Below are 13,005 nucleotides of genomic sequence, written 5' to 3'. Positions count from 1 at the left end.
GGGGGCCGGCCGCAGGCCGGCCCCCTTCGGGTCAGACCGGCTCCTTGCGGGTGCGGCCCCGGCGCCACACTGTCGGCGCAGTATGACCGGTTGTGGCAGGGGGTACTCCGGCCACATGTCCGGTATCGAACTCAGAAGCAGCGCATTCAACGACCACTCCTTCGTCCCGCGCCGCCACGCCCTGGAGGGCGAGAACACCTCCCCTCCGCTGGCCTGGTCCGGCGTGCCGGACGAGGCGAGCGAGCTGGTCCTGCTGTGCGAGGACCCCGACGCCCCCTCGGGCACCTTCGTGCACTGGGTCGTGGTCGGCATCGACCCGAAAAGCGGCGGAGTGGAGGCGGGGCGGTGCCCGCAGGGCGGCACCGAACTCGTCAACGGCTTCGGCGAGCGCGGCTGGGGCGGGCCGCATCCGCCGCCCGGGGACGAGGCGCACCGCTATTTCTTCCGCCTCTACGCCCTGTCGGAACCCTGCGTGCTGCCCGACGCGCCCGGCGCCGACCAGGTGCACCAGGCGGTCGACAAGCGCCAACTCGCCAGCGGCAACCTCGTGGGGCTGTACCAGCGCTGACCGTCCCGGTGCGGGCCTGCCCCCCCCGATTCGCCTTCGATCCGCCTTCGATCCGCCTTCCGGTGTCCGGCAGGCCGGCCCGTTCCGCCGTGGGCCTCAGGTGCGGAAGCCGGCCTCCAGGAACCGGTGGAGGGAGGTCTTCATGCTGGTGAGGAAGGCGGCGCGCACGGAGTCGTCGACGCGGTCCAGCGACAGGTAGGGGTTGAGGTCCTCCAGCTCGACCAGGAGAAGGTCCCCGTTCCGGGTACGGCAGGCGTCCACGCGCTGGATGCCGTACTCGAGGGTGTTCCAGTCGATGAAGCGGCGGGCGAAGGCGAGGTCGTCGTCGGTGGGCCGGTAGGGCTCGAGAGACCAGCGGCGGTCGGGGTCGGGGGCGTGGAGGGCGTACTGGAAGGCGTCGTCGACGAAGTAGAACGACACCTCGTAGCGGAAGTCGATGCGAGGCTGGACCAGGATGTCGCCGTGGACGAGGCCGTCCAGCTCGTCCCGGGAGACGATCTCGAGGCCGATGGAGTCCGCTCCCGCCTTCGGCTTGACCACGTACTGGTCGGTCACCGGGAGCAGCCCGAGGTCCTGCGGCCGGTCGACGGTGGGGATGACGGGGTATCCGGCCGCGGTCAGCTCCAGCAGGTACTGCTTGCCCGCCATGTCGGCCCGGCCGGTCTGCGGGTTGTAGACCCGTGTCCCGCGCGCCGCCGCCCGGGCCCGGAAGGCGTCGTACTCCTCCCGATAGTGCAGGACGGGGCCGCTGTTGCGGACCACGACCGCGTCGAAGCCGTCCATCAGCGCGGCGGCGTCGAGCGGGTGGCACAGGGCCAGGTCGAAGTCGTCCCGCAGCCGTGACGACAGGAAGATGTCCTCGTCGCAGTAGCGTCGGCCGCGGGCCTGATAGGCGAGATCGGTGACATACAGAATGCGGGGACGGACGGGCACGGGGTGTCTCCAGGTCGCGGTGCGGGACCCCCGATCCTCCCAGACGCCGTTCGCGCCGGGCACCGACACCCCCTCGCCCGCCCGGCGCGAGTCGCCGGCGGACGGGACGGGGACTCTCCTGCAGGTCTACGAGATGTTCCGGCTCCGCCTGTCGGCCGAGGTCGTGGTCTGCTCGGCCTGCCAGAGCAGCCTCGGCCCCGTCCGCGCGGGGGAGGGCTCGTCGGCATGAGCCGGTCCCTGCTGGTGGCCGGGGCGGAGACGGTGGTGCTGACGTCCTGGCCGGTCGTCGACACGCCCACGAGTCGTCCGGTGCGCCGGTTCTACGAATTCCTGAGGAACGGTTGCGGACCCACCGAGGCCCTCGCTCCCTGGCCAAGCGGTCGGTCCGGCGCACCCACCCGGCCGTGTACTCCACTGCGTCGGCCTGGGCGGGCTTCGTCATCGTCGGGGCGAGACAGCGGGGCGGGCGCCGGCCCGACGGGCCCGTTGTCGGTGCCGTGTGGGACAGTGCGGTCCGTGACGCACACCGACACCCCACTGACCGGACTCGACGCCGTCGACTGGCCGGCGCTGACCCACGCCTACGGACCCGCCGACGACGTCCCCGGCCACCTGCGCGCCCTGTGCTCCCCGGACCCGGAGGAGCGCGGCAAGACCCTGGACGAGCTGTACGGCACCATCTTCCACCAGGGCAGCCGCTACCCTGCCACCGCCGCGGCGGTGCCGTTCCTGGCGCGCATGGCGGCCGACACCTCGCTGCCCGGCCGCGCCGCGCACCTGGAACTGCTCGCCGCGCTCGCCATCGGCTACGACGAGGCGCACCTGCCCGGCGGAGTGGACGTGGCGGCATGGCGGCAGGAGGCCGAGGAATTCCTCGCCCAAGACCCCCGGGAGGTACGCGCCGAACTGGACGCCTGGGTCGAGGCGGCGGCCGACGACGCCGAACGGCGACGGCGGGACTTCCACCGCACGATGTTCGACCACGAGCAGCAGCGCGAGGCCGTGGCGGCGGAACTCGGCGCCTACGACGCGGTACGGCGCGAACTGCCGGCCCTGCGCGGGCTGCTGGGCGACGACGAGCCGGCCGTACGGGCCGCGGCGGCGTATCTGCTGGCCTGGTTCCCCGAGGAGGCCGGGCGGACCCTGCCGGACCTGCTGCGGCTGATCGACGAGGAGAGGGAACCGGCCGTCCTGGCCGGCGCGCTCGTGGCCGCCGGGCTGCTGGGCGGCGGGGAACTCGTGGACAGGCTGCGGGCGTTCCTCACGGCGGGGCAGCCGGTGGTGCGCTGGGCGGCGGCCACGGCCCTGGCCCGCCTCGGCGGCGGCGGTGCCGCGGGCGCCGTGAGCACCGAGGTGCTCGCGGAACTGGTGGCCGCCCAGGCCGAGCCGCCGCCGGCGGACTTTCCCGGCGTCCTGTTCCACGAGGGCGACCTGCGCGGGTACACCGCCGCCTCCCTCGTCCTGCTCGCCGGGCGCTTCCCCGACGAGGCGCTGGACGCGGTGACGCACGCGCTGGCCGCGGCCTCGGGTCCGGCCTGCTTCCCCCTCGCCCGGGCCGCGCTGCGCCTGGCGTTCGGCGAACCGGGCCCGGACGGCGCGGGTCCGTTCGCCGAACTGGACGAACGCCGACGGCACCTGGTGCGCACGCTCGCCGGACTCGACGCGGCGACCTGGCAGTGGGTGAACCTCTGGGAGATCGTCGGCGCGTGGCACCTGCCCACGTCGCGCGCCGCGCTGCGCGCCTACGCCGGGCTGCCGGAGGAGTAGCAGGCCGCTCACAGGTCCGTGAACGAGCCGTGCCGCCCGGCCCCCTCGGCGAACCGGGCGGCACCCTCCACGCCCTTTGCCAGGACGCCCATGCCGTGGCGGAACTCCCCGCGCAGGGCCGTCTCCTCGTCCCGCCCCTCCTGGTCGAGGACCGACGCGCGGTCGCTGCGCAGGCAGGTCTGCGGGAAGCGGGCGATGTCCGCCGCCAGCGCCTCGGCCGCACGGCGGGCGGTCCCGGTCGGCACCACACGGTTCGCCAGACCGATCTCGTACGCCTCGCGGGCCGGCACCGGCCGGCCGGTCAGGATCATGTCCATGGCCCGGCCGGTGCCGATCAGCCGGGGCAGCCGCACCGTGCCGCCGTCGATCAGCGGCACGCCCCAGCGGCGGCAGAACACCCCGAACACGGCGTCCTCCTCCGCCACCCGCAGGTCGCACCACAGGGCGAGTTCCAGGCCGCCCGCGACCGCGTGCCCGGACACCGCCGCGATCACCGGCTTCGACAGCCGCATCCGCGTCGGCCCCATCGGCCCGTCGCCGTCCTCCGCCACCCGGTTGCCGCGCCCGGTGCCGATCGCCTTCAGGTCCGCGCCCGCGCAGAACGTGCCGCCCTCGCCCCACAGCACCGCCGCACGGGCGTTGTCGTCGGCCTCGAACTCCCGGAAGACGGCGGCCAGTTCGGCGGCCGTCGGGCCGTCGACCGCGTTGCGGGCCCCGGGCCGGGACAGCACGATTGTGGTGATGTGCTCCTTGCGCTCCACGCGGACCGGCACGAGGGACCCCCTTGCTGCGGCTCGAAGTGCCGCTTCACCACGCCACTTCACAGTGCCACTCTGCCTCAGACGACCTTCAGCCGCACCAGTGCCCCCAGCGTCAGCGCCCCGGGCAGCAGCGGCACCCACACGGTGATGATCCGGTAGGCCGGGACACCGCCGTGGCCGACGCGGCCGGGCCGCCCACCGCGACCAAGGCCACCACCAGCGCGGCCTCGACGGAGCCGAGCCCGCCCGGTGCGGGCACCAGGGCCACGGCGACCGTGGCGGCGAGGTAGGCCAGCGCCATGTGCGCGGGCGGCACCGGCAGCCGCAGGGCCCGGCCGACCGCGGCGAGGCCGGCCGCCTGGAGCGCCGGGAAGGCCGGCGAGCCGCCCCACAGGGCCAGGGCGCGGGCCGGCCACCGGTGCACCGACCGCGCCTCGCCCAGGGCCTGACGCGCGAACGCGCACACCCGCCGGCGCAGCCGCCCCACGAACGCGAGGGCCGCGGCGGCCGCCGCCGGCAGACCGGCCGCGCCCAGCAGCAGCGGGAGCGCCGGGCCGTCCGGCAGCAGGGTGCCGGGCCGCAGCGCGCCCGGGAAGACGATCAGCAGCGCGGCCAGCAGCCCGAGCCGGCCCACGGACTCGGCGAGCAGATACAGGGCGAGCGCGGCCGAGGAGCGGGCGAGGGGCACCCCGCACACGGTCATGAAGCGCAGGTTCACCGCACTCGCGCCGAGCCCGGTCGGCAGCAGGTGGCTGGCCGCGGCCGCCGCGAACCGGGTGGCCGGCAGCCGCGCCTTCGGCAGCGGCCGCACCACCGCGCCCTGCCGGGTGACCGCGGCGGCCACCCAGGTCAGGCAGGTCGCACCGACCGCCGCGAGCAGCCACGGCCAGGAGGCGGTGCGCAGGTGGCCGACGCCCTCGGCGAGCACCGGGCGGTGCCGGGCGGCGGCCACGGCGACGAGCAGGAGCGGCACCAGGCACAGCGCCCGGCGGACGGGGACGCGTCGGAGCGGTCGTCCCCGAAGCGGCGGGGGAAGCGGGACGGCGGTCACATCCGCAGAAGTTTTCCGCGCCGCCCCAACAGCGGGTGGCGGAATCGGGGACGGCGGTCGGCGGACGGGGGACGCCGCACCCTCCGGAGGCGTCGGCGGGGACGGCACGGCGCGGACGGACGCCGGTCGGCGATGCTCGGGGAGGGACTCGCCCTCGTCCTCGTCTTCGGCATCGTCCTCGTCTTCGGCATCGTCCTCGTCTTCGGCATCGTCCTCGTCTTCGGCATCGTCCTCGTCTTCGGCATCGGCATCGATCTTGGAACGGCTGTGTTCGATCATGTGCGGCGCATGCCCGTCGCGTTCTTCACACGTACGCGTACGGGCGCGGTGGCCGGCCGTCTCAACAACGACGTGACCGGTGCCCGGCGGGCGTCCGCCACCGCCCTCTGCGGTGCCGTCGGCCGCGGCAGCCGCCGGGCACTCCACCGGTGCCGTTGCCGTGGGGGTTTCTCCAGTCCCGCGGGGGTGGGCGTCGCTCGTGGCGGCGCGGCAGGCATGATCGTCCCGTGGTGGAGACGTGGCGGGGTCGGGTGGCGCGGTGGGCGATCGCGCCGGTGTGGTTCTACGAGGGGTTCTGGTGCAAGATCTGGCCGGGGCGGGCGGATCAGCGGGCCATCGTGGGTGACGTGCCGTTCCTGCCGGGATGGGCGGTGACGGGAGTGCTGGCCGGGATCGGCCTGGCGGAGGTCGCGATCGGCGTGTGGGTGCTGAGCGGGCGGCGGGCGCGGGCCGCCGCGGCCGTGCAGACCGTGCTGGTGGTGGCGTTCAACCTGGGCGGTCTGCTCTTCAGCCCCGGCCGGATCGCCGAGCCGGGGCGGCTGGTGACGCAGGATCTGGCTTTCCTGGCGCTGATCTGGACGGTGGCCTGGACGGCGGCCGAGTGAGCGGGACACCGTGGGCGCGCGGACGGCTGCTCGGCGGGTTCGGCGGCCCGCGCCTGCTCTTCGGGCGGATGTACGAGGACTGGGGCGTCGAGCTGGCGGTCTTCCCGCCGCCGGGCGCACGGGTGCTGTGCATCGCCTCGGCCGGGGACACGGCGGCGGCCCTGGATGCGGCGGGGTACGAGGTGACGGCCGTCGACGTCAATCCGCTGCAGCTCGCGTACGTGCGTGAGCGGCTGGCCGGCGGCCGCACCCGCCAGGGAACGGCGGAGGCGGTCATGCGCCTGGGCCGGGGCGCCGCAGGGTGTCTGCTGCCCACGTGGCGGCAGGGGGAACTGCGGGGGTTTCTGGCCCTGGACGATCCCGCGGAGCAGGCCCGCCGCTGGCGGGAGGAGCTGGACACCCCGGGCCTGCGCCGGCTGATGCGGGTCGCGCTGCGCCCCGGCGGCGCCCTGGCCATGGCGCTGCGTCCGTCGTTCGCCGGTGTCGTTCCGCCGCGTTTCGACGAGGTGCTGCGGCGGCGCCTGGAGCGGACCGTGTGCGGGCATCCCAACGCCCGCAACGTGTGGCTGTGGCGGCTGCTGGCGGGCGCGGAGCCGCCGGGTGCTCCGGCGCCGCGGGCACCGGGCGTCCGGCTGGTCCACGGCGACGTGCTGCACGTGCTGGAGCAGGCGCCGCGCGGCGGCTACGACGCGGTCACCCTCTCGAACGTACTGGACGGGCCGGGCGCCGGCTTCGCCCGCCGGCTGCGGGCGGCCGTGCGGCACGCGGTGCGGCCCGGCGGGGTGGTGGTGCTGCGCAGTGTCGGGGAGCCGGGTCCGGACGGGCCGGGCTGGGCGGCGCAGGACCGCTCGGTGCTGTGGGGCGTGGTACGGGCGGTGCGTCTCGGGGGCGCGGCCGCGGATCGGAGGATCGAGCCGTGAGACATCTGCTGCAGCGTCATCCCGTGGCGATACGCACGCGCTTCGCCCACTCGCTGGTGTTGACGTACGCGCTGCCGGCGCGGGTGCTGCACCCGCTCGTCCCACCGGGCCTGACCCTGGAGACGTACGGGGAGCACGGGTTCGTGGCGGTCGCGCTGGTGGACGCCCGCGCCCTGCGGCCGGCGTTCCTGCCCGCCCGTCTCGGGGCGGACCACCTGCTCACCGGCTACCGCGTCTTCACCCGCTTCCGCACGCCGGGCGGGCGGGCCATGCGCGGGCTGCGCATCCTGCGCAGCGACACCGACCGCAGACTGATGGCGTTCGGCGGCAACCTGCTGACCCGCTACCACTACCGCCTGGCCCGGATCGGGGCCCGGGTGGCGGGCGAGTCGCTGGAGTTCCGCGTGGACAGCGCCGACGGCCGGGCGGATCTGCACGTGCGGGCGGATCTCGGCAGCGCGCCGGCGCCGCTGCCCGCCGGCAGTCCCTTCGCGGACGCGCGTGCCGCCCGGCGCTTCGCGGGCCCCCTCCCCTACACCTTCGAGTACGAGCCGCAGACCCGGTCGGTGATCGTGGTCAAGGCGTTCCGCGCCCACTGGGACCCGCAGCCGGTCTCGGTCGACGTGCGCCGCCTGACCTTCTTCGACCACGGCCCGTTCGCCGGCACGCGGCCCGTCCTCGCCAACGCCTTCCACGTCGCCGACCTGGAGTACGGCTGGGAACGCGGCCTGCGCCGGACCGAGAGCGGGGGCGAGCGGTGATCCGCCGCTCGGGCGCCCGGGACGTGATCGCCTACAACTGGCCGCAGTACGCAGCCGGCCTGGCCACCGCGGTGGCCTGCGCGGCCCTGTCGGGCCGACTGCCGCGCCCGCTGCGCGCCATGGCCCGCGCCGGCTCCGCGGCCGCCGTCGGCCTGCTCGCTTCCGCCACGGCCGCGAGCTGGTTCGTCTACGACCGCTCCGGACTGTACGCCTACGACTGGCTGGACGCTGTGCTGCCGCAGGCGCCCGCCGCGCACCTGGTGGTGGGCACCGGCCTCGACGAGGCGAGCGCCCCGCTGGCCGCCCGCTGGCCGGCCTCCCGGCAGATCACCGTCGACCTCTACGACCCGGCCGTGACCACCGAGGGCTCGGTGCGGCGCGCCCGGCGCCGGGTGCCCCCGCCGCCGCACGCCCTGCCCGCCCGGCCCGGCGCCCTGCCCGTGCGCCCGGCCGCGGTGGACGCCGTGTTCCTGGTCTTCGCCGCCCACGAACTGCGGCGGGCGGCGGACCGGGAGCGGCTGTTCGAGGAGTGCGCGCGGGTGCTGCGCCCCGGCGGGCGCCTGGTCCTGGTGGAGCACTTCAGGGACGGCGCGAACACGGCCGTCTTCGGACCGGGTGCCTGGCACTTCCTGCCCCGCGCGGAGTGGCTGCGGCTGGCCGCGCACGCCGGGCTGCGTCCGGCGGCCGAGCGCCGCGTCGCGGGACTGGTCACGGCGCTCGCTCTCACCAGGGGGCGGGCGTGACCCAACTGCTCGCCCTCACTTGGCAGTTGCGCCTGGTCGGCGCGGCCCTCATCGGCATGGGGCTGCTGCACGCGGTGCTGCCGCGCGTCCTGGGCTGGCCGGGCGACCTCGGCGGCGCCAGCCTGCTGACCCGGCAGGTGTCCTACGCGCACCTGTTCTTCATCGGCCTCACCTGCGTGCTGCTCGGCGCGCTGCCGCTGGCGTTCGCCCGGGAGCTCCTGGGCGGCGGTCCCCTGCCGACCGTTCTGCTGTGCGGACAGACCCTGTTCTGGGGTCTGCGGTGGGTGATGGAGTTCGCCTATTTCTCCCCGCGGCTGTGGCGGGGGCACCGGCTGCGCACGGTGGGTCATGTCGCGCTCTCCGTGCTGTGGACGTGGGTGACCGCGGTGTTCGCCGTGGCGACGGCGCACGCGGCAGGCTAGGGCCGCGTCAGGGGGCGTTCCCCTTTTCCGATGCTCCCCGGGTTTTCCGATGCTCCCCGGGCGGTCGCCGCGGCCCCGTGACGCTTCAGGTGGGAGTGCCCGTCCGCCGGACGTCCACGGCTCGGGGAGCCGCGGGTGCCGGTGGTCGCCGCAGCCGGGGCCGGCGGTGAGGAGGACCGGCTGCCGGACGCGGTCGGGGACGGTGCGGGAGACCGTGGCCGGCCTCGTGGGACGGCGACCGTGCCGGGTCGTGTGACGGTGCTCACGGCAGGGGCACTCGCGGAGGTATGGAACCGATCCGGGCACACGGCGCCGTCCGGCGGGCCGGCCCCTGGCTGCGGTACGGCGCGGCAGCGGCGGCTGTGACCGCCACGGCCGTGGCGGGCTCCAGGGCCGTGGATCCGGACAGCGCCTGGTACCGCTCCCTGCGCAAACCGTCCTGGCAGCCGCCGTCCTGGGTGTTCGGCGTCGTGTGGACGCCGCTGTACGCCACGGTCGCGTATGCGGCGGGCCACGCGCTCGGCACCGTCCCCGGGGCCCGGCAGCGGGCCGGACTCGCCGGAAGCCTGGCGGCGAACCTGGCGCTCAACGCGGGATGGAACCGGCTGTTCTTCACCCGCCGCAGCCCCGGGGCGGCACTGGCCGGCACGCTGCTCCTCGATCTGAGCAACGCCGAGCTCGTCCGCCGGATCGCCCGCACCGACCGGACCGCGGCGCGGGTCCTGGTCCCCTATGCCGCCTGGTGCGCCTTCGCGACCGCCCTGAACGCCTCCATCGCCCGCCTGAACCGCTGAGGAGCCGCTGGAGAGCCGCCGAGGAGCCGATCCGGGACCTCGGCCGGCCGGGCACGGCCGGCCGAACGGCGGCCGAACGGCCCGTCGGCCTCCGGCGCCTACTCGTCGGGGCCGGTGCGAGGACGGTCGGCGGACCGGAACGACTCCCGGTCGGCGCGGCCGCCCGCGCCCAGGACCCCGACGTCGGCTGCGAGGCCCTCTACCGGCCGGACGCGCAGTTCACGGCGGGCGATGCGGGTGACCAGGGCCGGGAAGAGCGGTCTCAGGGGCTGGCACCAGCGCAGCCACGGCGGTGCGTAGACGTGCCGGGCGCGGCGCGCGATGCCGGCGGCGAGCCAGTCGGCCACCTGCTCGGGGCTGTGGACCCGGCGCGCGAACCAGGGCTGGTTCCTGCGCAGAGCCCGCAGGACCGGATGGTCGTCGAGGCCCGTCACCATGCCGGTGCCGGTCCAGTGGAGGTAGGCGATACCGACGGCGACACCGTCGGGTTCGAGCTCGCCGCGCAGCGCCTGGGCGAAGGACTCCGCGCCCGCCTTGGAGGCACAGTACGCGCTCATCATGGGCGCGGAGCCGAAGGCGGCGGTCGAGGCGATCTGGAGGAAGTAGCCGCGGGTGCGGGTGAGCTGCGGCAGGAAGGCTCTGGCGGTGTTCGCCGCCCCGACCAGGTTGACGTCGATGACCCGCCGCCACAGGTCGGCCGCGGTCCGGTCGAAGGGTCCGCCGACGGCGATGCCCGCGTTGGCCACGACGACGCCGGCCGGTCCGAGCCGGTCCTCGACCTGCCGTGCGGCACGGTCGAGCGCGGCTTGGTCGGTCACGTCCGCCTCGACGCAGACGCTCGGGGAGACCAGTGAGGCCGCCGCCCGGGACAGGGTCTTCTCCTCCCGGCCGAGCAGGGCGAGCCGCATGCCGGTCCCGGACAGGCGTCGCGCGAGGGCCTCGCCGACTCCGCGGGCGGCACCGGTCACGACGGCGACGCGTCCCTCCAGGGGTGCGTCGCGAGCCGCGGCGTGTCCGTGTGTGCCGGTGATGTCGCGCATGCGGTCCCCGTTCTCCTCGACCGCCGACGGCTGACTGCCTTTACCGAATACCCGGAAACGGATGTTCTGCCTTTCCCGGGCCGGTGCGGTTCCCCGGCGGCGTTCGACGGGCGACGATCCTGGTCCTCTCCCCGTTCGTTCCGCCGCCGGTCTCCCCCGCCGCGTCCGCCCGTACGACCTCTCAGTCGCCGGACCTGCCCCAGAAGGCGATCACCGTGGTCGCGCCCTCGGCGTCCTTCAAGTCCTTCAACGGCCTGCACCACGCCGACCAGCGCGGCATGTCCCACAGTCCCTCCGAGCCGGGACGCCGTGCCGCGCAGCGCTCCAGGGCTCACTCGAAATCTCCCCGGGTCGGCTGCGCGGTCCCGAAGATCTCGACGCACTCCTCGTCCGACAGCGGGCGCACGGTGTGGGTATCGTCGTACGCCTCGGTGCCGATCACCTCCCACACGTCGATGATCGTGTGTGTTCCTTCACTGCCGAAGGTCTCGTCCTCCCACAGGTCGTCGAGATCGCCGACGGAGGTGAACGACCGGCCCGCGGGCAGGAGTCCGTCCCCGCGGGTTCCGTGGACGAAGAGCCTGTCGAACTCGCGCTGCCGTACGGCGGCCAAGGCCGCCGCGACGTCCCCGGCATACGGCTCGACGCAGTGCCACGACGACGCGCCCATCCGAGCCCCTGTCTTTCCTCGCCCCCTCGTTCCCCGGCACGGACCCTACCCGTCGGCTTCGGCGGCGCGCGGCGTCCGAAGTCCGCCCGGCAACGCCGGATGCCGCGCGGAAGGCCGTGCGGGCCGTGCGGGCCGTGCGGCGTGGGACCGCCCTCCCCGGTGCCGCTGCGTATCGTGGGGGAACACACGGATCACGAGGGGGGCTTGTGGGCCTGAAGGACGCGTACTTGGAGACCGCCACGCAGGCGGAGGCGTTACTGGGCGCGGCGGAGGTGGCCGCCTCGTGGGAAAAGCCCAGCGCGTTGGCGCAGTGGACGGTCGGCGGCCTGGCCGGCCACCTCGCGTATCAGATCCTCAGCGTGGATCCGGCGCTGCAGGAACCCGGCTCCGGGCAGAAACCCGGTTCCAGGCAGGAACCCATCTCCGTGCTGGAGCACTACGCGCGGGCGGTGTGGATCGACGCGCCGCTCGACGGAGAGGTCAACTCCGGTATCCGGGCGAAGGGCGAGGGCATCTCGTCCGAAGGGGCCGGACGGCTGCGGCAGCGCGTCCGGGCCGCGCTCGACGGGCAGCGGACCGGCCTTGCGGACGCGCAGGACGACCGGGTGGTGTTCATGCCGCAGACGGGGTGGGCGCTGAGCCTGGACGACTTCCTCCTGACGCGGATGGTCGAACTCGCCGTGCACATGGACGATCTGGCGGTCAGTGTGGGGCTGCGCGCGCCGGAGCTTCCCGGCGTCGCCTTCGAGCCCGTGCTCGCGCTGTTGACCGGGCTCGCCGTCCGGCGCCACGGCCAGGCGGCACTGCTGCGCGCCCTGACGCGCGCGGAGCGCGCGCCGGCCGGGATCACCGTGTTCTGAGCGCCGCGCCGGCCGGCAGACCCGTCCGGTCCCGGCGTGAGCGAGGCGGTGGGCCTCGGTACCGGCCCGGACGATCGCGTTGTCGCGGGCCGGGCGGTCCTCGCCCCGAGGAACCGGGAGTCCTCCGGCCCCGCCCACCCGCCCGGGCGCGCCCACCGGAGTCCGGTGGGCTGCGGTGCATCCGGCCCGCCGGGTCCTCGGGAAGCGAGAGTGTGACCTCTGTCCGACTGCGCCCTGGGCAGCCCGGCGGAGCCCGCTCCTCCACCTGCTTCCGGAGGGCACCATGCACGACCCGACCAATCCACCGAACGGCCCCCGGCCCGGCCGGCGCCCCCTGCCTCCCCACCTCACCCTGACCGTCCTGCTGTTCATCAGCGCCACCGAAGCGCTGTCGCTCAAGGTCCGCTTCTGTTACGACACCGCCGACCCGCTCGCCGTGCGCATGGACTTCCTCGACCCCCCTGAGGACGTCCCGCCCTGGGTGTTCTCACGCGACCTGCTGTACGCCGGTCTGCGCACGCCGTCCGGCGACGGCGACGTGCGCGTCTGGCCCCCCTGCAGGTGCCACTCCACCACGACGGCCCGCATCTTCCTGCACGGCAGGAACTCCGCCGCGGTGCTGCACGTGCCGGCCGCCGAACTGGGCGACTGGCTGGAGGAGACGTTCACCGCGGTGCCCGCCGGCCGGGAAAGCGCCCACCTGCACCTGGACGAAACCCTGGAACGACTGCTGGGGCGGGGGTGAGCCGGGGCAGGGCCCGCATGCCCACCACCTGCGGACCGGACCGGAGGGGCACGCGTTCCGTGCTCACGGTCGGGGAACGGGACCGC

At 75.1% G+C, this 13,005-nt stretch carries 15 protein-coding genes and 3 pseudogenes; 13 read left to right on the top strand and 5 right to left on the bottom strand.

The annotated features are described in order from the left end of the window. Positions 1-115 precede the first annotated feature (115 nt). A complete protein-coding gene (locus tag IE225_RS28605; protein WP_190060527.1) occupies positions 116-568 on the top strand; it encodes a YbhB/YbcL family Raf kinase inhibitor-like protein in 453 nt (150 codons plus the stop codon). Between the two features lie 96 nt (positions 569-664). Here IE225_RS28605 and IE225_RS28600 read toward each other — a convergent pair whose 3' ends face one another. Next, complete coding sequence (locus tag IE225_RS28600) at positions 665-1,501, bottom strand: ATP-grasp domain-containing protein (protein ID WP_190060526.1); 837 nt, start codon at positions 1,499-1,501, stop codon at positions 665-667. Positions 1,502-1,520: 19 nt separating this feature from the next. Here IE225_RS28600 and IE225_RS28595 point away from each other — a divergent pair, with 19 nt between their 5' ends. The 3 genes and pseudogenes from IE225_RS28595 to IE225_RS33830 all read left to right on the top strand — a co-directional run bounded on the left by IE225_RS28595 (position 1,521) and on the right by IE225_RS33830 (position 3,268). Next, a complete protein-coding gene (locus IE225_RS28595; protein WP_190060525.1) occupies positions 1,521-1,730 on the top strand; it encodes a hypothetical protein in 210 nt (69 codons plus the stop codon). After that, positions 1,727-1,807: pseudogene (locus tag IE225_RS34185) on the top strand (hypothetical protein); the annotation flags it as partial. The gene IE225_RS28595 and the pseudogene IE225_RS34185, both read left to right, overlap by 4 nt. 210 nt (positions 1,808-2,017) lie before the next feature. Further along, complete coding sequence (locus tag IE225_RS33830) at positions 2,018-3,268, top strand: HEAT repeat domain-containing protein (RefSeq protein ID WP_268250020.1); 1,251 nt, start codon at positions 2,018-2,020, stop codon at positions 3,266-3,268. Between the two features lie 8 nt (positions 3,269-3,276). Here IE225_RS33830 and IE225_RS28585 read toward each other — a convergent pair whose 3' ends face one another. Both IE225_RS28585 and IE225_RS28580 read right to left on the bottom strand, forming a co-directional pair. After that, positions 3,277-4,041 carry a crotonase/enoyl-CoA hydratase family protein gene (locus IE225_RS28585; RefSeq protein WP_190060523.1) on the bottom strand — a complete coding sequence of 255 codons (765 nt, stop codon included), beginning with the start codon at positions 4,039-4,041 and terminating at the stop codon, positions 3,277-3,279. Between the two features lie 65 nt (positions 4,042-4,106). Next, positions 4,107-5,080, bottom strand: a pseudogene (locus IE225_RS28580) (lysylphosphatidylglycerol synthase transmembrane domain-containing protein). Between the two features lie 132 nt (positions 5,081-5,212). Between IE225_RS28580 and IE225_RS34180 the strand changes: the two are divergent. The 7 genes and pseudogenes from IE225_RS34180 to IE225_RS28550 all read left to right on the top strand — a co-directional run. Next, a pseudogene (locus tag IE225_RS34180) lies at positions 5,213-5,479 on the top strand (ABC transporter transmembrane domain-containing protein); the annotation flags it as partial. Positions 5,480-5,586: 107 nt separating this feature from the next. Beyond that, on the top strand, positions 5,587-5,964 hold the full coding sequence (locus tag IE225_RS28575; protein WP_229880144.1) for a DoxX-like family protein: 378 nt from the start codon (positions 5,587-5,589) through the stop codon (positions 5,962-5,964). Further along, positions 5,961-6,884, top strand: a complete 924-nt coding sequence (locus IE225_RS28570) for a BtaA family protein (protein WP_190060522.1) — start codon at positions 5,961-5,963, stop codon at positions 6,882-6,884. Before IE225_RS28575 ends, IE225_RS28570 begins: the two co-directional genes overlap by 4 nt. 23 nt (positions 6,885-6,907) lie before the next feature. Further along, entirely contained in the window at positions 6,908-7,645 is a 738-nt protein-coding gene (locus tag IE225_RS28565; RefSeq protein ID WP_229880143.1) for a DUF2071 domain-containing protein, read from the top strand. Then, positions 7,642-8,388: a class I SAM-dependent methyltransferase gene (locus IE225_RS28560; protein ID WP_229880142.1), complete on the top strand. Its 747-nt coding sequence runs from the start codon at positions 7,642-7,644 to the stop codon at positions 8,386-8,388. Before IE225_RS28565 ends, IE225_RS28560 begins: the two co-directional genes overlap by 4 nt. Next, entirely contained in the window at positions 8,385-8,810 is a 426-nt protein-coding gene (locus tag IE225_RS28555; protein WP_190060521.1) for a hypothetical protein, read from the top strand. Before IE225_RS28560 ends, IE225_RS28555 begins: the two co-directional genes overlap by 4 nt. Positions 8,811-9,097: 287 nt before the next feature. Continuing rightward, positions 9,098-9,604 carry a TspO/MBR family protein gene (locus IE225_RS28550; protein ID WP_190060520.1) on the top strand — a complete coding sequence of 169 codons (507 nt, stop codon included), beginning with the start codon at positions 9,098-9,100 and terminating at the stop codon, positions 9,602-9,604. A 98-nt stretch (positions 9,605-9,702) separates the two neighbouring features. Here IE225_RS28550 and IE225_RS28545 read toward each other — a convergent pair whose 3' ends face one another. After that, positions 9,703-10,644 carry an SDR family oxidoreductase gene (locus IE225_RS28545; RefSeq protein ID WP_190060519.1) on the bottom strand — a complete coding sequence of 314 codons (942 nt, stop codon included), beginning with the start codon at positions 10,642-10,644 and terminating at the stop codon, positions 9,703-9,705. A gap of 331 nt (positions 10,645-10,975) precedes the next feature. Then, the gene (locus IE225_RS28540; protein WP_190060518.1) at positions 10,976-11,314 is read right to left on the bottom strand and encodes a hypothetical protein; all 339 of its coding nucleotides are present in this window, start codon (positions 11,312-11,314) and stop codon (positions 10,976-10,978) included. A 227-nt stretch (positions 11,315-11,541) separates the two neighbouring features. Between IE225_RS28540 and IE225_RS28535 the strand changes: the two genes are divergently transcribed. Then, on the top strand, positions 11,542-12,174 hold the full coding sequence (locus tag IE225_RS28535; protein ID WP_229880141.1) for a maleylpyruvate isomerase N-terminal domain-containing protein: 633 nt from the start codon (positions 11,542-11,544) through the stop codon (positions 12,172-12,174). Between the two features lie 283 nt (positions 12,175-12,457). Further along, on the top strand, positions 12,458-12,919 hold the full coding sequence (locus tag IE225_RS28530) for an SsgA family sporulation/cell division regulator (RefSeq protein ID WP_190060516.1): 462 nt from the start codon (positions 12,458-12,460) through the stop codon (positions 12,917-12,919). Positions 12,920-13,005 lie beyond the last annotated feature (86 nt).

This window comes from Streptomyces echinoruber (assembly GCF_014651135.1).
In the GTDB taxonomy this organism is placed as follows: domain Bacteria; phylum Actinomycetota; class Actinomycetes; order Streptomycetales; family Streptomycetaceae; genus Streptomyces; species Streptomyces echinoruber.
Note: the sequence above shows the minus strand (reverse complement) of the source record. Positions and strands in the feature narration are given on the sequence as shown.